At 70.1% G+C, this 18,396-nt stretch carries 15 protein-coding genes and 10 tRNA genes; 3 read left to right on the top strand and 22 right to left on the bottom strand.

The window, feature by feature from the left end:
- Positions 1–402 precede the first annotated feature (402 nt).
- A complete protein-coding gene (locus AB0H12_RS40085; protein WP_499630373.1) occupies positions 403–675 on the bottom strand; it encodes a GlsB/YeaQ/YmgE family stress response membrane protein in 273 nt (90 codons plus the stop codon).
- 159 nt (positions 676–834) lie between these two features.
- Entirely contained in the window at positions 835–2,052 is a 1,218-nt protein-coding gene (locus tag AB0H12_RS40080) for a PP2C family protein-serine/threonine phosphatase (RefSeq protein WP_499630370.1), read from the bottom strand.
- A gap of 752 nt (positions 2,053–2,804) precedes the next feature.
- Between AB0H12_RS40080 and AB0H12_RS40075 the strand changes: the two genes are divergently transcribed.
- The gene (locus AB0H12_RS40075) at positions 2,805–3,176 is read left to right on the top strand and encodes an STAS domain-containing protein (protein WP_499630367.1); all 372 of its coding nucleotides are present in this window, start codon (positions 2,805–2,807) and stop codon (positions 3,174–3,176) included.
- Between the two features lie 213 nt (positions 3,177–3,389).
- Here AB0H12_RS40075 and AB0H12_RS40070 read toward each other — a convergent pair whose 3' ends face one another.
- From AB0H12_RS40070 to AB0H12_RS40050, 5 genes are all read right to left on the bottom strand, one after another.
- Positions 3,390–3,779 (bottom strand): ATP-binding protein, encoded by a 390-nt coding sequence (locus AB0H12_RS40070; RefSeq protein ID WP_499630365.1) that lies wholly within the window; start codon positions 3,777–3,779, stop codon positions 3,390–3,392.
- Between the two features lie 596 nt (positions 3,780–4,375).
- Positions 4,376–4,792: a DUF6892 domain-containing protein gene (locus tag AB0H12_RS40065; protein WP_499630363.1), complete on the bottom strand. Its 417-nt coding sequence runs from the start codon at positions 4,790–4,792 to the stop codon at positions 4,376–4,378.
- 82 nt (positions 4,793–4,874) lie between these two features.
- Positions 4,875–5,078: a hypothetical protein gene (locus AB0H12_RS40060; RefSeq protein ID WP_499630361.1), complete on the bottom strand. Its 204-nt coding sequence runs from the start codon at positions 5,076–5,078 to the stop codon at positions 4,875–4,877.
- A 265-nt stretch (positions 5,079–5,343) separates the two neighbouring features.
- A complete protein-coding gene (locus AB0H12_RS40055) occupies positions 5,344–5,865 on the bottom strand; it encodes a hypothetical protein (protein ID WP_499630360.1) in 522 nt (173 codons plus the stop codon).
- Between the two features lie 130 nt (positions 5,866–5,995).
- Positions 5,996–6,520 carry a hypothetical protein gene (locus tag AB0H12_RS40050; protein ID WP_499630358.1) on the bottom strand — a complete coding sequence of 175 codons (525 nt, stop codon included), beginning with the start codon at positions 6,518–6,520 and terminating at the stop codon, positions 5,996–5,998.
- Positions 6,521–6,916: 396 nt separating this feature from the next.
- On the opposite strand from AB0H12_RS40050, the gene AB0H12_RS40045 reads away from it, so the two are divergent.
- Entirely contained in the window at positions 6,917–8,461 is a 1,545-nt protein-coding gene (locus tag AB0H12_RS40045; protein WP_499630356.1) for an alpha/beta hydrolase, read from the top strand.
- A 103-nt stretch (positions 8,462–8,564) separates the two neighbouring features.
- Here the strand turns inward: AB0H12_RS40045 and AB0H12_RS40040 are convergent, their stop codons facing one another.
- The 15 genes from AB0H12_RS40040 to AB0H12_RS39970 form a co-directional block, all read right to left on the bottom strand.
- Positions 8,565–9,128: a TetR/AcrR family transcriptional regulator gene (locus tag AB0H12_RS40040; protein WP_499630355.1), complete on the bottom strand. Its 564-nt coding sequence runs from the start codon at positions 9,126–9,128 to the stop codon at positions 8,565–8,567.
- On the bottom strand, positions 9,121–9,957 hold the full coding sequence (locus AB0H12_RS40035; protein WP_499630353.1) for an alpha/beta fold hydrolase: 837 nt from the start codon (positions 9,955–9,957) through the stop codon (positions 9,121–9,123). The genes AB0H12_RS40040 and AB0H12_RS40035 overlap by 8 nt, the downstream gene beginning before the upstream one ends.
- Before the next feature lie 207 nt (positions 9,958–10,164).
- Positions 10,165–10,237, bottom strand: a tRNA-Cys gene (locus AB0H12_RS40030).
- 234 nt (positions 10,238–10,471) lie between these two features.
- A tRNA-Val gene (locus AB0H12_RS40025) sits at positions 10,472–10,544 on the bottom strand.
- A 19-nt stretch (positions 10,545–10,563) separates the two neighbouring features.
- Positions 10,564–10,640: transfer RNA gene (locus tag AB0H12_RS40020), tRNA-Asn, on the bottom strand.
- Between the two features lie 16 nt (positions 10,641–10,656).
- Positions 10,657–10,729, bottom strand: a tRNA-Arg gene (locus tag AB0H12_RS40015).
- A gap of 3 nt (positions 10,730–10,732) precedes the next feature.
- Positions 10,733–10,809: transfer RNA gene (locus AB0H12_RS40010), tRNA-Lys, on the bottom strand.
- A gap of 1 nt (position 10,810) precedes the next feature.
- A tRNA-Ser gene (locus AB0H12_RS40005) sits at positions 10,811–10,899 on the bottom strand.
- A 265-nt stretch (positions 10,900–11,164) separates the two neighbouring features.
- Positions 11,165–11,236: transfer RNA gene (locus AB0H12_RS40000), tRNA-Thr, on the bottom strand.
- Positions 11,237–11,304: 68 nt separating this feature from the next.
- Positions 11,305–11,376, bottom strand: a tRNA-Glu gene (locus tag AB0H12_RS39995).
- 170 nt (positions 11,377–11,546) lie between these two features.
- A tRNA-Asp gene (locus AB0H12_RS39990) sits at positions 11,547–11,620 on the bottom strand.
- Between the two features lie 34 nt (positions 11,621–11,654).
- A tRNA-Arg gene (locus tag AB0H12_RS39985) sits at positions 11,655–11,729 on the bottom strand.
- 846 nt (positions 11,730–12,575) lie between these two features.
- Positions 12,576–13,541, bottom strand: coding sequence for a serine hydrolase domain-containing protein (locus AB0H12_RS39980; protein ID WP_499630351.1), 966 nt, complete (start codon positions 13,539–13,541; stop codon positions 12,576–12,578).
- A gap of 24 nt (positions 13,542–13,565) precedes the next feature.
- Positions 13,566–14,177, bottom strand: a complete 612-nt coding sequence (locus tag AB0H12_RS39975; protein WP_499630349.1) for a TetR/AcrR family transcriptional regulator — start codon at positions 14,175–14,177, stop codon at positions 13,566–13,568.
- 61 nt (positions 14,178–14,238) lie between these two features.
- Positions 14,239–17,244 carry a KAP family P-loop NTPase fold protein gene (locus AB0H12_RS39970; RefSeq protein ID WP_499630347.1) on the bottom strand — a complete coding sequence of 1,002 codons (3,006 nt, stop codon included), beginning with the start codon at positions 17,242–17,244 and terminating at the stop codon, positions 14,239–14,241.
- Positions 17,245–17,380: 136 nt separating this feature from the next.
- On the opposite strand from AB0H12_RS39970, the gene AB0H12_RS39965 reads away from it, so the two are divergent.
- Positions 17,381–18,280, top strand: coding sequence for a DUF6801 domain-containing protein (locus AB0H12_RS39965; RefSeq protein ID WP_499630345.1), 900 nt, complete (start codon positions 17,381–17,383; stop codon positions 18,278–18,280).
- The last annotated feature ends 116 nt before the right edge of the window (positions 18,281–18,396 follow it).

Here is an 18,396-nt window from a genome sequence, read left to right as displayed (position 1 = left end):
GCCCGCGCATTCGCGCCCTGCTCGCGCGGAGCGAGCACGTCCGAGAGCGCCCAGCCTCCAGGACCACCTCAGCGCCGACGCCCACCACGCCTCCGACCGACTCGCCGCATGCGCAAGAGCCAGGATCCGCACCCTGCGCTGCGACCATCAACTGACCGGCACCACAGCTGAATCGTCCCTTCACACGCCATAGGCGGCGTCCACGGGGCGCCGCCCACGAGCTCTCAGCGCGGTTGACGTGTCCAGGGTGGACATCAATGAGCCAGTCGGTTGACCCGAAGTTCGTCCCGCTGGGTGTCCCGTGCGTCGATGGGTGGTGCGGTGCCACTGTGTGCGGCATCAGGAAATGGGTCGGGCCCGCCGGTGGTTGACCGGCGGGCCCGGGTGGTTCGGTGTGTCGTGTCAGCTGTGTGCGTGGTGGCCGCGCTTGGTGACGACGTGGTAGATGCCGAGCACGATCAGCGAGCCGAGGATGGCGAGCAGCCAGGTGCTCAGGTCGAAGAAGCTGCCGATGTCGGAGCCGAAGATGGCGCGGCCGATGAATCCGCCGATGATGGCGCCGACGATGCCCAGGAGCATGGTGATGATGATGCCGCCGGGGTCCTTGCCGGGCATGATGGCCTTGGCGATGGCGCCGGCGATGAGACCCAGAACGATCCAACCCAGGATGCCCACGGTGGTTCCTTGTCCTCGTGCCACGGCGCCTTCTGCGACGCGGCGTGATCGCTACAGGGACCGGGTTGCCCAACTCTCACCGGTTTCACACCTGTGTGAGCTCCTCGCTGTCACGCCGGCGCCGGCGGACGGCGAGCTGGGTCGTGCACTACCAGCCGATCAGGCGGGTCCGGGGCGGTGGCGGGTCACGAGCACGGCGATGTCGTCGGTGGCGGGTTGGGCGCCGACGAGGCTCGCCATGACCTCGGCGCAGACCATCTCCGCAGTGGCCGGAAACACGTGCCCGAGCAGCTGCTCGAGTCCGCTGTCGAGGTCGGTGCCGCGGCGTTCGACCAGCCCGTCGGTGTAGAACGCCAGCAGCGCGCCGGGGGGCAGGTCGAGGGTCGTGCCCTGGCGGCCGGTGACGGCCAGGTGGTGTCCGATGGGCGGTCCGACCGGAGCCTGGACCAGGTGGGACGGTTCGCCGGGGATGGCCAGCACGGGTGGCAGGTGGCCGGCCAGCGCCAGGTCGACGCGGGCGGCGGTGGTGTCGATCACGGCATAGGCGACCGTGGCCATGGTGTGGGCCTCGAAGTGGCTGGCCTTGCGGTCGAGCTTGCCGAGCACCTCCGCCGGGTCGGGGAACTCCAGGGCGTAGGCGCGCAGGGCGCTGCGCAGTCGTCCCATGACGATGGCGGCCGGTAGCCCGCTGCCGACCACGTCACCGATGACCACGCCGATGCGTTCGCCGGGCAGCGTGAACACGTCGTACCAGTCGCCGCCCACACCGTTCTCCGCGCCCGGCACGTAGCGCGCCGCGAACTCCCAGTCGGGCGTGGTCGGCAGCCGGCCGGGCAGGAGGCTCTCCTGGAGCAAGGCCGCCGCCGCCAGTTCGGACCGCGAGCGGTGCAGGTGCGCCGCGGTCGCCAGCCGGTCGGCCGCGAGCTGGAGCAGGTCGACGTCTTCGTCGGTGAACCGGCGCGCAGCCGTGCTGCCGATGTGCAACACACCGATCAGCCTGCCTTCGGCCACCATCGGCACGCCGAGCATGACCTGCAGACCGCGCTCCCACAGCAGGGGGTTGACCACGGTGGTGGGATCGACGTGGTCGATCTGCACCGGCTCCCGACGGTCGGCGACCGTGCCGGCGAACCCCGAGCCCACCGGTATCCGCACGCCTTGGAGGACTTCTTCCTCCAGGCCGGAGGTCGCCCTGGCCACCAAGTGCCCGCCGCCGGAGTCCACCAGGAGCACCGTGGCGGTGTCGACCTCGAACAGCGACCGCAATTGCTGCAGCAGCACGTCGAACAGCTTGTCCAGGTCGAGCTCGCGCAGCCCGCTGTCGGTGATCGCCTCCAGCACCTGCAGCCGCCGAGCCAACCGCCCGGCATCCATCATCCGCCCACTCCGCCCTGATCGTCGGTGCACACCCGAAGGACAGCACGAGCGTGTGACAGGAGCCATGCGAGCCGGCGCGGAACGACTGGTGTACCCGTGACCGTAATACGGCCCGCGGACGAGTTCCACCGCGGGCCGGCTCGGCGATCGGACGCCGATGCGGATCGGCTGCGTCCAGCAGACCCTTCCCGCGTCCTGCCGCGAGCGTTCCGCGGTACGACAACGGGGCAGCGCACCTCCTCGGCGCCGCCCCGACCCGGTTGATCGGGGTGCCGGTGACCGAGTACGCGGCAGCCCGGTTGTTCTCCCAGCCGGGGATCAGCGACTGGGAGTGGTCCGCGGACCCCGAAGGGCTCGCTGTGGGATGGGCGCACCTCCGCCGGTCCGCGACCGCAGAACTCCGGTGGCGATCCCGAAGGGCGCCCGTTCGGCCATTTGCGGCGGATCGACGAGCACGGCCCGTTCGCAGGCTGCTGGGCCGGCCGGCACGTCACGCTGGTCCCGGACGCCCGCGCGGTGGTCGTGACCACGGGCGACCCCGGGTTCGACCCTGGCCCACCACCACGTCACGGACTCCCCGGTTCCCGCCCTCGGATCGGCTCGTGTCGGAGATGGCTTGACGCAGGACGCGGGCAGCGTGTTCCTCCTCGAGCCCGCACCGGCGGCCGTCACCACGGACCGGGCCGGCCGCTTCCGCAGGTCAGGTCTGGGCAGGGGCTGCGTCGGCTACGGGCAGCGGTCATGATGGTGCAGTGAATGCTGCTGACTCGCCCACTCCGGAGTTGACCACCGACTCGCACGGTGACGCGATGATCGTCCGCGTTGTCGGGGACATCGACATGGCCAACAGCGACGATCTGCGCGACCGCTGCCTGGAACTGCTCGACAGCGGAGCCGGTGCGCTGGTGATCGACCTGTCCGGGGTGACGTTCTTCGCCTCCTCCGGCATCGCCGCGCTCGGCCACATCCGTGCGCACAACACCTCGCTCCAGCGCGGACCGGTCCACGTGGTGGCCAGCCGCGCTGTGCGCCGTTCACTGACGGCTACCGCGATGGACAAGCTGCTGCCGTTGCACGAGACGCTGGAACAAGCACTGGCCGACGTGCGAGCGGACGCTCTGTAGAACTGGAACGGAGTCGATCCCTCCCGCGGTCTGATGCGAGCGGGATCGACTCCCGGGCGGTCTCGCGGTTGAAGAGCGGCGACGATGTGGGGCCGTGGTGTGGACGGCGGTCCAGTGCGGACCTCGCTCGGCAGGGTCGAGCCACCAGGGGCGCAGCGCCCCGCTGCGTCGCCACTCCGTGAGCCACATCACCGCCTAGTTCGCACGGGGCGATCAACCGGAGAGGACGGTGCTCGGGCGGCGGGAGTGGTGGGCCAGGACGGCCCACACGGTCTTGCCGACCGCGTGGCGCACGGCTCCCCACTGTCGGCAGATCCGGTCCACAAGCAGCATCCCGCGACCACGTGTCGCCCGCACCGACGAGTCGCCCACCACCGGTACCTGTGGTGACAGGTCGGTCACTTCGATGCGGATCAGGTCGCGGCTGCGTCGCAGCCGCAGGTGCAGTGGGTGTTGGCCGTGCTCGTAGGCGTTGGTGACCAGCTCGGACACCACCAGCTTGGCGTCGGCGATCTCGTCCTCTGCGAGGTCGGCGAGGACATCGCTGGTCCACTGCCGTGTCTCGACGAGATCGGGCACGTCGCCCGTCAGTTCGAGCGTCATCGCTTCGAGTGGCTCAGCGGGTCGAGGTCTGGGTAGGTAGGCGGCGTCACCGGCCGTCATGATCGTCCTTCCTGCCGAAGACGTGGAACGTTGTGACCTGGTACCCCCGCAGCTGATCGACAACACCCGCGTCGTGATCACCCGATGCGGGCCACCAGCCCACGACGACCCGTGCGCACCCACCGCGATTGCGGCCCTGATCGTCGGGTACCCCGCCTTGCCCGGCAGAGGCGACCCCGCGGCGCGCTGGACCTCGCTGGACCTGGCGAGTGATGCGCAGGAGACGTGCGCCGTGCCGTGCGGGGTGGTGTGGACGCGCACCGGGTCGGCGCGCTGGTTGATCATCGGCGGGCCCCGTCGATTCCGGGGCCGAGAGGGTCACCGTGACCACCACCGTCAACCCGCGCGGCACCGCCGGACCGCTGCGCTACCCACCGCTTCTCGATCAGCCACCACGACATCGACTGCGTGAACGACGCCGAGCTGGTGGCCACCTGCACCACTCCCGTCGACGGGAAGGTGCTCAGCGTCGGTGAAACCCATGGTGGTCGTGGCCCGTGGTTCTTGCTGGACGTGCCCGAGCGGTGGCGGCCGGTTCAGAGCCAGTCTGCTTCGATTCCGCGGGCACGCAGCGTCTCCAGCGCCTCCTCGTTGCCCGTGTAGAACAGTGTCATCGACTTCAGGTTGGGGAAGTGCCGCAGGTCGGCGAACTCGTCGACGTCGAACAGTCCGTCCTCGCCGTCCCAGTTCGGCGCGATCTCGAGGTAGATCTCGTTGCCGCCGTCCATCTCGATCTCGGTGACCTTCTCCGCGAGCTCGACGGGGACCTCGAGCGCCTCGAAGTAGGCCAGAGCCCCAGGCACCGCCTCGACGCTCCCGTCGTCGTAGGTGAAGCCCTGCTCGGCGGCGTGCTCGCGCAGGTCGAACCTCGGCAAGAGGCCCTGGTTGTACATCAGCTCCTGGACGACGGCGAGCTTGAAGTTGAGGTCGGTGAACGGGATCGGCTGGCTCATAGCCGAACCATATAGGCGGCGATGACACCGCCGACCGGGAAGTCATGTTCAGAACAGTGATCCGGCGCCGTGGCGCCGGGCCTCAGGTCAGGTGCACGACCTCGCGGGTTCCCAGCGGGGCGGCCGGCTGTACCGGGACGACCGACGCCGAGGCGATCGCCACGCACTCCCTGCCGGCCGGCCCGGCCACCGAGCCGTCCGAGCCGTCCGAGCCGCACGCGCTCAGCGCGGCGCTCGTCCCGACCAGCGGCAAGGCCGCCAGTCGGGACGACCACTGCACCAGCATGCCGCAGCTTCGCGGTTTCCTCCCGGTGGCCGCGGAACCGTCGGCGTGGGCGGCTTGATCCCGAGCACGAGTAGTTCGCCGTGGACGGGCCGGTGGTCCCGGGCGCGGTTCTCCGTGCCAGGCGCGGCACGGGGAGTCGGCGTGCTCTCCGTCGCGGTCCGCTCGACGAACGCGCTGGTGACCGAAAGCCGGTGTTGCCAGGGGTCTCCGCAGAGGTCAAGGAGGAGCGGGCCTGGCCGCCGACGACCGATGTGGGGCGGGCACGTCAGGCGAAGACGTAGGTGCCGCTGCCCGAGGCCGTGGTGAGCCCGGGTTCCGCGAGGCAGGCCAGGAGGTTGAGGTTGAGCAGCTCGACGACGTGCGTGGTGGAGTCACCGGTGAACTTGCCCGCCGTCACGGTCCCGTTCTCCACGATGACCAGGGTCCCCAGGACGTAGTTGGCGGACCGGTTGTAGGCGATCGTGCTGGTTTCACCGGTGTTCCAGGTGATGGTGTACGAGCCGCTGCCTGCCGCCGCGAGGTCGCCGCACGAGCGGTTGAGGCCGCGGATGGTCGCCTGCACGTGCCCTCCTGTCACGGCCGGATCGGCGAGGGACGTGCACGAGAGGACGTTGTACACGCTCACGTCCACCGGCCGAGGCGTGGTGAGCAGGCCGGGGGAATAGGTCACCGACTCGTTCTCCACGCAGGTGAGGTCGCCCGGCGCCGCGTGCGCGAGGGACGGTGGGAACAGCAGGGACGACGTGATCAGTGCGACCGGGACGAGCAGACCTCGGATGCGTCCCACAGCTAGCACCTCCATAGGATGGGCCACCGAACGTACGCAACACCCTGGCGCGTGAGAAGACTGCGATCCATGGCGACATCGACCGGTGCGCGGGCGCCGTGCGGCTCCGCCGCCCCCGCCGCCCGTCGGGTCACAGCACGGCGGTGAAGGTGGCGGTGCCGCTGACGCTCGTCAGGCCTTGTGGGGTCAGGCAGGCGGTGAGGTCGGTGGCGGGCAGGACCTTGGTCTGGACGACGGTGGCACCCAGGAACAGCCCGTCGACCACGGTGCCGGTCAGGACCAGGACGGTGGTGCCGCCGGGCTTGAGGTTGATCTCGAAGCCGCCCCGGACGGTGCTGCTGTGCCCGGTGTTCCAGTGGTAGGTCGAGGTGTTGGTGGTGGAGCCGGACAGACAGCTGAACGTGCCGCTCACCAGGGCGGTGAAGGTCGCGCCGGTGAGGTCGGGGTGGCCGGGGGACACGCAGCCACCGAGCGTGCCGGTGGCGCTGAAGTCGATGTGCCTGGGCAGCAGCGTCATGCCGGGTGAGTAGGTGCCGACCTGGGTGCCCAGAGCGCAGTTGACGTCCACCACGGCTGCGGAAGCGGGCACGTGGAACAGCCCCGTAGCACCGAGCAGGGCGCCGACCGCAGCGACGATCAATGAACGCAGACGCATGAGGATTCCCGTTCTTCGGAAGTGTGCCGGGGGACGAGTCTCGCGGCTCGATCCTCCGTCCTCAATCGGCTGAAAGGCTTGCGGCGGAACACTGTCCGTGGATGTCCCTTGCCACGTGCCGCCCAACTGCGGAGTCGATTGGCGCACAAGTGCTTCCCCCGGTGGCGGTGAGGTTTCCCGGTGGGATGACCGACGGCCGGTCGGCCGCAGGCCGCTGTCCCCCGTGAGGACTACAGGAAAGTGTCCACACCAAGGGGATTCGTGGCACCGCGGTCTCCCATAGGTTCCGGTGGCGACGGCGTCAGTGTGTTGCGGCACGCCGAGAACTGGAGGGCAAGGGCGTTGAGGAAAGTGCAACGGTCAGCGGGAGCCGGTATCCCCGGGAGGTTCACCAGGGTGGTGATCGCGGTGACGCTCACCGTCGCCGCGGTGGCGGCCTGTGACGCCGCCGCGGAAGGAGACGCGAGGGGTGAGGACGCACCACCGGTCGTCGCCGAGTCGGCAGACACGCCGCGCATCACCTGGGACACGTGCCCGGAGTTGGCCGAGGGCGCCAGTCGCGACCCCCGGCTCACCTGCGGAACGGTGGAGGTTCCGCTCGACTACCGGAACCCCGGTGGCGAGAAGATCGAGGTGGCCGTCTCGAAGCTGCCGGCAGCGAAGTCCCGCGACCGCCGCGGTGTCCTGCTGCTGAACCCGGGCGGCCCGGCGTTGCCAGGCCTGGGCACACCGGGCGTCGTGGCACCGACCCTGCCGCCGTCGGTGTTGGCGGCCTACGACCTGATCGGCTTCGACCCGCGCGGGGTCGAGCACAGCACCCCGCAGAGCTGCGGCCTCGATGACCCGTCCCTCGCCGGTCTCTTCCCGTACCCGGCCGCGGACGGCTCGATCACCGCGAACGTCGACCAGGCCCGCACCGACGCCGAACGGTGCGCGACGAACGCTGGCAAGAAGCTCCGGTACTTCACCACCGCCAACACGGCCCGCGACATGGACCGCATCCGCACGGCGCTCGGTGAGAAGAAGATCTCCTACTGGGGTCAGTCCTACGGCACGTACCTCGGCACCGTCTACGAGTCGCTGTTCCCGGAGCACGCCGACCGGGTGGTCCTCGAGGGCAACGTCGACCCCACGAAAGTCTGGGTCAGGGCGACGGACAACTGGGGCAAGGCCATGTCGGAACGCTTCCCCGACGCGGCAAGGGTCGCCGCAGCGCGGCACGCCACGCTCGGGCTGGGAGGCACCGTCGACGAGGTGACCCAGAAGTACCTCGCACTCGCCGACCGCCTCGACCGCACCCCCGCGCCCATCCCCGGCACCCCACTGGCACTGACGGGTTCGACGCTGCGCACCGTCACCTACAGCCTCCTGCTGCACAACGAGACCCTCCCGGTGCTCGCGCAGTTCTGGAAGGCCGCCGCCGGGCTGGCCGACGGCGTGCTCACCGAGGCGGACGGCCAGGTGCTGCAGCAGGTGTTCACCACGCCGCCGCCGACCCCGGGCGTGCCGGCCGACAACCAGGCCACCATGTTCCTGGCACTGACCTGCGGTGACGCGCCGTGGTCCGACGAGGTCGACGAGTACGCCCGCCGCACCGCCGAGGACCGCGCGGCCTGGCCGCTCACCGCGGGGATGCCCGCCAACATCCGGGCGTGCGCGTTCTGGCCGAAGCCGATCGAGGAGCCCGTCCGCGTGACGGACAGGGGACCGCGCAACACGCTGATCCTGCAGAACCGCAGGGACAACGCCACACCGTGGGAGGACGGCCTCGGGCTGTACGAGGTCCTCGGCGAGCGAGCGGCTTTCGTCGGCGCGGACAACGGCGGGCACTACGTCTACCACCAGGGCTCCACGTGTGTGGACGAGGCGACGGTGACGTTCCTGACGACCGGTCGGCTGCCGGACGAGAAGGTCGACTGCACCGACGTCGCCCCGCGGTGACCGCGGTTGCCGGTGGCAAGTGATCGGTCGGTGACTTCGCGCATGACGGTGTCGACGAACCGTTCGGCATCCAGGCAGTCCCGGTGATCCTGGTGGGTGAGGTTCACGTGCGGCGGAGGGGTGTTCGGAGCCCGGTGACCACCATGTGGATCAGCAGGTCGTAGGTCTCGTCCAGCTTTTCGGGTCGTTGGAACGCGTTCTCCGCTTGCAGCACCGCGAAGCCGTGCATGGCCGCGCGCAGGCAGCGGGTCGCGTGGATGGCTTCGGTGTCCTCCATGCCGTACGCGCGCAGGGCGGCCAACATGATGTCGACCAGCCGCTGCCCGGCCCGCGCCACCATCGGCTCGGGTGTCTGGACGAGCGCGGAGTAGCGGTGTGGGTGCTCCGCCACGTACTCGCGCCAGGTTGTCATGAGCGCGCGGATCGCCTCGTCGGCGGATCGACCGAGCACCGCCCCGCCGATCCGCTCGGCCAGGTCGTCCATGATCTGCACCGACATGAGCGCGCGCAGCTCGGCCAGGTTGCGGACGTGCTTGTAGAGCGACGGCGTGGCCACGCCCGCGCGGGAGGCCACTGCCGCCAGGGTCAGCGCGGCTGGCCCCTCTTCGTCGACCAAGCGCAGCGCGACGGCGACCACCGCGTCCGCGGACAGCGCCGCCCTAGCCACGGGCGCCTGCCCCGAGGAAGGTCACGACCGCCGCGGCGACCTCGGCCGGGAACTGCACGTGCGGGTAGTGGCCCGCCCCCTCGATCACCTCGACCCGGCCCAGCCCTGGCGGCATGGCCGCCACGATGCCCTCGCCTTCGGCGCGGGCATCGGTCCAGTCGGGGTCCAGGGAGCCCTCGACGACCAGCGCGGGGCAGCGGATGTCGCCGAGCCGGGCGCCCGCGTCGGTGGGCGCGGACATGCCCATGCTGCTCACCACCGCCATGCGGCCGGGCCTGCGAAGGTCCGCGTCGAGCGCGGCGACGTGCTCGGCGAAGACCGCCGGCTTGGCGCCGGGGTAGGCGTGGTCGAGGTAGCGCTTCCACAGCCCGACGCTGCGGAACACCCCCGCGCCCATGAGCAGCGCCATTCCCTTGCGGTAGCGGGAATTGGAGAGCAAACCGCCGAAGTCGACCTTCTGCGCCCGGGTGAACGGGCTGATCTGCACGATGGCGCTGACCGACTCGGGCTCCTGCGCGGCCGCGATGGTGACGGAGCCGCCGGTGAACGAGTGGCCCACGAGCACGGCCGGACCGCCCAGGTGTCGGACCACGGCGAGCAGGTCGGCCGCCGAGTCGGTGCGGCTGTAGGAGGCCCAGCCGGTGCTGGACTCGCCGTGGCCGCGCTGGTCCACGCCGGCGACTCGGTAGCCGGCGTCGGCCAGTCGGACGGCCACCTCGCGGTAGGCGGCCCGGTTGTCGCCCATGCCGTGGGCCAGCACGATCAGCGGCCCCTCGCCGATCACGTCGTAGGCGAGCCGGCCGCCGTCCAGCTCCAGGAACTGCGTCATGTCGATCCCCTGACAGCTAATGAAGGTAGCTTAAAAGCTAATGCCATTAGCCTCGGGTGTCAACCGGCTCCTGTGGGCGGAACCGCCGCGCCGACCCCGAGTGTGATGGGTCGTCGTCGGCCGGTCGGCGGACGAACACCGAGATGAATCCGAACGGGAGTTCCTGGGCAACGCGCCTTCCCCACAGCGGAGCAGACGGAGTGAACGAGACCCACCCGGGAGTCGAACCCGGAACGTCGACGGCTTTGCAGGCCGCCTCACGACCGTCGTGACGTGGGTCGGGACGATCGCGACCCACGTCACGGAGGGCGTGGGTCGCGATCCGGTCGCGCGTCCTGGTGTCGAACCAGGCACCCCGGAGATATGAGCTCCGGGTGACCGCCGGGTCACGCGCGTCGACCAGCCGTGCCGAGGGCTCCCGGCACGGGTCGTGGTTGGGGTGACCGACCGGACTCGCACCGGCTTCGACCAGAGCCACGATCTGGCGCCTCGTCAACTTCGGCTTCGGTCACAGTCGTCCCGCCAGGAGTCGAACCTGGGACCCTCCGCACGTCGGGCGGATGCTCTGCCGGCTGAGCTACGGGACGTCACCACCCCGTGATCAGGTGGTGGACAGTGCGCGTACCAGGACTCGAACCCGGTCCTCCCGAGCAACAGTCGGGCATGCGGCCTGGTGCACTTCAGGGGAATGGCGTCGCGTGCCCCCGGCAGGACTCGAACCTGCATCTCCGCCGTCGGAGGGCGGTGTCGTGTTCCGTTGGACCACGAGGGCTTGTGGTGGGTCGCCGGGCACTCGAACCCCGCACCCGTCGCTTAAGAGGCGACTGCTCTGGCCTGATGAGCTAGCGACCCGCGGAGGATGCAGGATTCGAACCCGCGCGACGCTCCCGCGCCGACTACCGCTTTCGAGACGGCTGCCTTACCGGACTCGGCCAATCCTCCTTGCACGACAACGGGTTCGGCCATGTTGTCGTGGTGGTCGAGGTGCCAGGTGTCGAACCTGGTTCGGACACTTCATCAGAGTGCCGCACGGACCGCCGTACCACCTCGTCGTTCCTGCGATCCGGCACCTCGCCGCTCGGCCGGCTCCCGGTCGAGGGTTCGAACCTGGACTCGACGCGTGCTGAGCGCGTTGCCTTCTCCGTCGGGCTGCAAGCGCCGGTGCGCCAGGACCGTGTGCCGCAGTCTCCGGCGCGAGTGTGCTGCGAGCCTCTCCCGGGACTCGAACCCGGTCCTCCCGCTTACGAGGCGGGTGCTCGGCCTGTCGAGCTGAAGAGGCAGGCGGGCCGTCGTGGGGCGGCGGCATGCCGGACCCGTACCTCGAGGTGCCACCCTCGACCCGGCTCGTAGCGCGTACGGGATTCGAACCCGCGTCACCGGAGTGAGGATCCGGTATCCGTTCCCCTGGACCAACGCGCTGTGGTGAACACCCCGCGGCGGGGTGCACCGGCACCCGGATGGCTTGCGCCGCTCGGTGCCTTGTCGGATGCCCGCGAGTCGAACGCGGTGCGTCCTGATCCCAAATCAGGTGGGGTCGCCGTGCCCCTCGCATCCGTCTGCCCCGTCGACGGCTGTCGCCGGCGGGGTCGCGCTCACGACGGGACTCGAACCCGCGGATCGCCGCATCGACAATGCGGTGCCCTTGCCGCTGGGCCACGTGAGCATCTCGACGCCGCCGTCCCGCGGACGCCGGCACGTGCCCCTGCCAGGACTCGAACCTGGGAACCTCCGCGTTCGTAGCGCGGCGCTCTGTCCGACTGAGCTACAGGGGCTCGGTGGTGGAGGCCGGAAGTCCGACCGGGCAACGCCGGAAGGCGCCCGATCGCAGTCGGGCCGGGCGGTACCGCCCGTCTCCACCAGGAGGATCGGCACGCCCGGGGTGTCCCGGTCGGCTCTTCCCCGCGCCGCCTCGGGTCGAGTGACGACCAGAGGCGAGGCGCATTGATCAATGTCTGCTCCGCTGTGGAGTTGTCAACGAACACGCCGAACCCATCGGGAAACGGGCGGCATTCAGCAGTGACGGAAAGGGGTGAACCCTCTGGCAACGGTTTTGGAGGCAGTTTGGCTTCCTGGCTGCGTCGCCAGGAAAATGATTACCGGCGCCGCGAACGAAGAAGCCGCCCGGATCGGTTTCCCGATGGGCGGCTCCCTGTCCACATGACCCGATCCCGGGTCAGGGTGGGGAGTCCGCGCCGTTCAGCGGCATTTCACGCCGGATCGAGACGGTGTTGTGCCGATCGAGGGACGGGCACTCGGCGCCGATCGCGGGACGCTGACTCGAGCGCTGCGACCCTCGCTTCCACGTGCTCGTCATGACTTCGGCTCCTCGTCTCGTGGTGTGCCTTGATCATGCATCACTGGTGTCGGCTGCCGCAACGCATTTATTTCTTCAGCGGGACTGGGCCACCCCGATGCGCCGTTGGTCGGAGCCGATGACACCGGTGGCCATGTCGGCGACGGTGGGGGCGCGGATGTCGGGGCGTGGCCCGCCGTCGCAAAGGCGGCGACCACAGCCTGGCCGCGCTGAGATCGATCAGGGCGGCCGGACCGGACGGGCGCCGATCCCGGGATGGAACACCGGTGTGTCGGGCGGCGGGACCTGAGGCGGGGAGCTGCGGTCAGACGAGGCTTCGCAGAGCGGTGACGAGGTTGGTGGACGGTTGGTCGGCGGTGGGGGTGTTGCGGATGTTGTTCACGACGTAGCCGAAGGCGATGCCGGTCGTCGGATCGGCGTAGCCGAGGGAGCCGCCCAGGCCGGTGAACCCGAACGAGGTCGGCGAGTGCCAAGCGGTTGCGGGGGCGGGTAGGCCGAACCCCAGTCCGACGTGGAACGGCTGGAGCGTGACGAGGTCGGGACCTGAGGTGTGTCCGGTGGTGGCGGCGGCGATGGCGCGGATCGGTTCGGGCAGGTGGTCGATGTCGAACGCGGCCGCGTCGAGGTCGAGCTCGGGCTGGACGAGCCGGCTGACGCGGTGCTGTTCGGCCTTGGGCAGTCCGATGTGGAAGTCCAGGCCGAGTGGCTGGGCGATCTCGTCGCGGAAGAAGGTGCCGAGGCTTCGGCCGGAGACGCGGCGGACGACCTCTCCGACGAGCCGGCCGAAGGTGAGCGCGTGGTAGCCGTGCTGGGTTCCCGGCCGCCACTGGGGACGTTGCGCGGCGAGCGCTTCGGCCATCGGGTGCCAGGCCAGGGCGTCGGCGCGGGCGACCGGGCTGTCCAGTGCCACCAGGCCCGCCTGGTGGGTCAGCAGCCAGCGGACCGGGATGTCCTGCTTGCCTTCCGCGGCGAACTCCGGCCAGTAGCGCGCGACCGGTGCGTCCAGGTCCAGTTCGCCGCGCTGGACGAGTAACAGGGCGCAGACCGCGGTGGCGGCTTTGGTGGTGGAGTAGACGATCTGCGTGGTGTCGCGTTCCCACGGCCGGCCGGTGGCCGGGTCGGCGAGCCCGCCCCGCAGGTCGACGACCGGGCGGCCGTGGAGGAACACGCTGACCGCGGCGCCCACCTCGGCGCCCTCGGCGAAGTTCGCCGCGAACGCCTCGGCGACCGGCTCGAAACTGGGGGCCGTGTAACCGTCGATCTCAGGCACTGTGCTCCTCCGAGTGGTGGTGGTTCATGCGCCGACCGCACGTCGGCAGAGCGCGACCAGTTCGCGGGTGTAGGCGGACACGTCCAGGTCCGGCGTGGTCAGCAGCCGCATCAGGGCACCGGACAGCAGGTCCCTGATGATCACCGCCACGACGCGGGGCACGAAGTCGCCGCGGAACTCGCCGTCGCGCTGACCGCGGGCCAGCACCTGCTCGATGCCGTCCAGCTCTGCGTTGTTGGCCTGGTCCACCCAGCGCTCGCGTGCCTGCGGGTGGCCGTTGAGGATCTGGATCAGCGCTCGCATGTGAGCGCGGTGCGAGTCGTAGAACGCGACGCTGCCCCGCACGAACGCGAGCAACGCGTCCGCGCTGGACCCGGCCTGGGCCGCGCTCGGGCGGATCTGCGCGCCGCCGGTGCGGTAGACCTCCGCCACGACCTGGCCGACCAGTTCGTCCTTGTCGGCGAAGTGGTACGAGATCAGCCCGGGACTGCTCAGCCCGGCGCGTTTCGCGATCTGCGCGAACGAGGCGCCCGCGTAGCCCAGCTCGGCGATCGTCTCGATCGCCGCCGTGACGATCTGCCTGCGGCGGGCGCCCTCGGTGAACGTTTGGCCGCCCGACCTGGGTTTAGGTTGCACAACCTAAACCCAGCTCAGTCGACCTGACGGCGGCGGGCGCCCGCCCGGAGCAGGGCGATGATCAGCGGAACATGCCTTCGAGCGTGGCGGTCTCCGAGGGGGCGATCTTCTTCGCGCGGGCGTGGGCGATCAGGTCCATCACGTAGGGCTTGAACCGTTCGAGCGCGTCCGAGGGCAACTCGACCAAGCGGTTCACCGCATCCGTGACGAGTTCCCGCTCGCGTGCCGAGGTCAGGCCGTCGTGGACGGCCTGCGACACGATGGGGTGGATCACGAGCCCCGCTGGAAGAAGGCTCACGAAACCGTACTGGTTCAGCGTCGCGATCGCGTCGTCGAACGCGGTCCGGCCACCCGGGACGAGGCGTTCGGCCAGTTCCCTCGGCATCGGCACGGCGTTGAGGAGCACGAGGATCTGGAGGACCTCCTCCGCCCGGGGGTTGGCCTCGCGCAGGAGGTCGAACGACCGTTGGAACGTCAGCATCACGGTCTCCTGCGGCGGTGTCGAGCTGAGGTCGTCCAAGCGCGTGAGGTAGTCGCCGGGATTCAGGCCCGAGTGGCGGAGGTAGGCGCCGGCCGACGAGAGCGCGAGGGGGAGGTGGCCCAACCGCGCGGCGAGTGCCTTCGTCGCCGGTATGTCCTCCGAGCCGGAGATCGCGGTCAGCAGCTCGACGGCTTCCTCGTCGCGCAGCGGCCCCACCTCGACGATCGTCGCGTACTCGTCCCACTTCCGGTTCCGGGAGGTGATCAGCACGTGGCCGTTGCCCGTCCGGGGCAGGAGGTCGAGCACGTCGTCCAGCCGGTCGGCATCGTCGTAGACGAGCAACCACCCGCTGCGTGAGGCGAGTTCGTGGAACAACCCGGTGCGGGGAACGCCCAACGCCGTCGCCAGGTCCACGAGATCGTTCCCCGCCTGTTCCGCCCGCACCCACCAGGTGATCTGGTACTCGGCGGCGCGGCTGTGCGCATAGCTCAGAGCGCTCGTCGTCTTGCCGCTGCCGCCCAAGCCGAAGAGCACGCACATCGTGGGCCTCCTGACCTCCTCGGACGTGGCGAAGCACGCCGAGATGCGCTGCTCGACATCGGGACGCGGCACCAGGTGGATCGGCGCGAGTGGAACGTTGTTGAGCGCGGCGCCGCTGCCGGGGTAGTGGACCTGGACACGCCCGTGGACCGTTCCCGCCGCTACCGCTCCGCCACCGGCCGCGATCACCCCGTCGCCGAGCACCGCCGACGACCCGTCGACCGGCCTCCTGAACCCGCGCACGAGCACCTCACCCGCGGCGTCGTCGTCGAGCCCCACCAGGTCGACCAGCGCCTGGGACTCCAGCACCTCCGGGACGTCACAGCGTTCGACGCGCACCACCACGACCCTCGTCTTGGCCGCGATGGCGGCGGCCAGCACCCGCTGGTGCCCCGCCGATTCGGCGGATCTCGCGCTGAGGATGCCGACCACGTGGTCGAACGACGCCATGTCCCGGTCCGGGTCGGGCACCTGGGGATCGGTCACCGACACCGCGAACCCGCGCCCGGCGAGCAGCTCCCGCACCCACCTGCCCCAGCCGGCGTCCGACCGGACGCAGCTGACCAGGACCCGGTCGAGGCCGTCCTCGGTCACCGCCGATGTGACCTGCTCCACCACCGTCACCGCGTCCACGAAGGACAGGTACCGGTCGAGGGAGACGCCCTCGAACGAGTCGTCCTCCGTGACCTCGTGGCACATCATCGCCCGCAACGCCGGGTAGCGCTGCGAGAACTGCTTCACCTGCTCCACGAACACGATGTCCGTCTCGTCCGTCGCCTCCGGGTCGCGGTAGGCGCGTTCCAGCTTGCCCAAGAGCGCCGGGTCGTCGACCGCCGCCCGGTACACCTGCACGAACTGGGCCTGGATGATCACCAGCTTGGCCAGCACCGCGGGCACCAGTGCCGGCCCCGCCAGGTCTTTCAGCAGCGAGAACGCCTGCACGCTCCGCTTGATCCGCCTCGGGTTGTACGGCGGCGTGCCCCGCAGGATCGGCACGCAGGCGTGCACGTCCGGGTCGGCGGACAGGCTGCGCACGAACTCCTCGACCGCGCTCTCCGCGGCGGGCGGCAGGGAGTACGGCAGCTGCACGACCTTGTCGAAGTACGTCTCGCCCAGGCGGCGGCGGGTGTCGGCGTCGGACAGGTCCTTGTACTTCACCGCGATGGCCTGCTCGACGACCTCCCGGTCGACCGCCAGCAGGAACACGCAACCGGGTTCGTCCAGGAACAGCTTGAGGGTCTCGATGATCTGGAGCGTGTGCTCCGGCAGGCAGCGGTCGAGGTCGTCGATCACGACCACCAGCGGCTTGTCGCGGTAGGCCACTTCGAGCAGGTGGCGGAACTCGGTGTTGAAGTCCTCCAGCACGGATGACTGCTCGCGGTGCGAGCGGCTGCGGCGGAACTTGGTGAAGTCGGCGCCCAGCTTGATGTCGAACAACTTCAGCAGCGCGTCCGGCTTCATCCCGAGCAGCGCTCCGACTCCCACCAGTGCCTTCGTGCCGGGGAACTGCCAGGCGGTGGACAGCCAGCCGCCCGCGAGGAAGTCCGTCAGCGAGCTGTTGACCGGGTTGCCGGCGACGGGCACCAGGCTGACCGCGGCCAGGACCAGCAGGACCAGCATCGCGATCCGGAACAGCAGGACGGACGACTTGCGTGCCACCTCCCACAAGCCCGTCCGCAGGTTCAGCGACTTGCCCCAGACCCTCAGCAGCATCCACCAGCGCCGCCGCCGCGGGATGGCCTTCTTCGCGCCTTCGAAGACGGTCTGGATCAGCGCGGCCCACAGCTTGTCGTCGTGGACGTACTTCCACGCGTCGAACCAGATCGGCTGGATCCCCGACTGCTTGAGCGCCTTCTCCACCATTTTGAGGAAGCTCGTCTTCCCGCTGCCCCACTCCCCGTAGACACCGACGGTCCACGGGGTCCGCCCGCGCTCGATGGCCGCGATGTTCGCGGCCAACGGCTCCGCGAACCGCTCGAAGCCGAGCTTGTCGTCGGCGGTGGGGGCGTCCGAGATAGCGGCCGAGGCGGTTTTCCGATCAGTCACCCGGATCGCACCTCCGTTCAGTCGTACGGCAGGTGCATCGGAGCGGTCAGCCGATCCGTTTCAGCGACCGAATGGTCCACAGGCAACGACGTCGATGTGCGGAACACTGTCCGTGGGCGAGCGTATACGGAGAGGCATGAAGTTGCGCAACAGATGGAACCCATCCCGCGTCACCGCCCTGTCCCTGGTCTCGGCCCTGGTGGCCGCCGGGGCGTTGACGGGGGCCGCGGGTCCGGCGTCGGCGCAGACGACCGCGGTGCGAATGGACTACGCCTGCACGACCTCCCTCGGGCCGAGCGCCCAGGTGACCGTGTGGGTCGTCGGCGGCCTGCCGGACGAAGGTGCGGGCCTGAACACCGTCGCCAGCCACGACCACGCCCACATCGACGTGGACTTGGACCTGCGCGAGCTGCGCCCGGCCTTGACCTTCGCCGGCGGGGTGCGCCTGGACGGCGACAGCACCGCGACGCTCGACGCGAGGATCATCGGCCCGGACGGGACGCGGACCACCCAGGCCGCGTTCACCCTCGCGCCCACGTGGCTGACGACCACCGAGAGGACCGCGGTGCGGGCCGCGGGCGCGTTCCCGGTGCAGCGGCTGAGCACACCGGGCAACTACGACCTGCGCGTGGACGACCTGGCGCTGACACTGCGCCCCGAGCGCGCCGACGGCACGCCTCTCGGCACGGTCACCGCGTCCTGCTCGCACGACCCGGCGCAGAACGACCTGCTGGGCACCGTGATGTCGCAGGCGGCCCACTTCGAGCGCCCGCCGCGCCCGAGCTGGCTGCGGGTGGTCTCCACGACCCCGACGTCCGTGACGCTGGCCTGGGAAGGCTATCCCTGGTGGAACCCCACCCGGGGCTATGAGGTGTACCTGGACGGAGGGCACACCGGCCTCGTCACCGAGGAGCAGGTCACGCTGACCGGGCTGACCCCCGACAAGCAGCACCGGGCGAAGGTCGTCACCGTGGACGTGCAGGGCATCCGCTCGACCATGAGCCAAGGCCTGATCTTCACCCTGCCACGGGCCTGACCCGCACGACTGCGTGCGCGGGCGGGCTCGGCTTGGTGCCGAGCCCGCCCGCTCCAGCTCCACCTGTTCCCGATCGCTCACCCGGTTCGGCGTACGCCGGGAACACCGGTGCTGGA

The sequence above is a fragment of the Actinosynnema sp. NPDC023794 genome (assembly GCF_040639675.1).
GTDB classification, from domain to species: Bacteria; Actinomycetota; Actinomycetes; order Mycobacteriales; family Pseudonocardiaceae; genus Actinosynnema; species Actinosynnema luteola.
The sequence above is the reverse complement of the archived record's forward strand: the minus strand, read 5'-3'. Positions and strand labels throughout refer to the sequence as shown.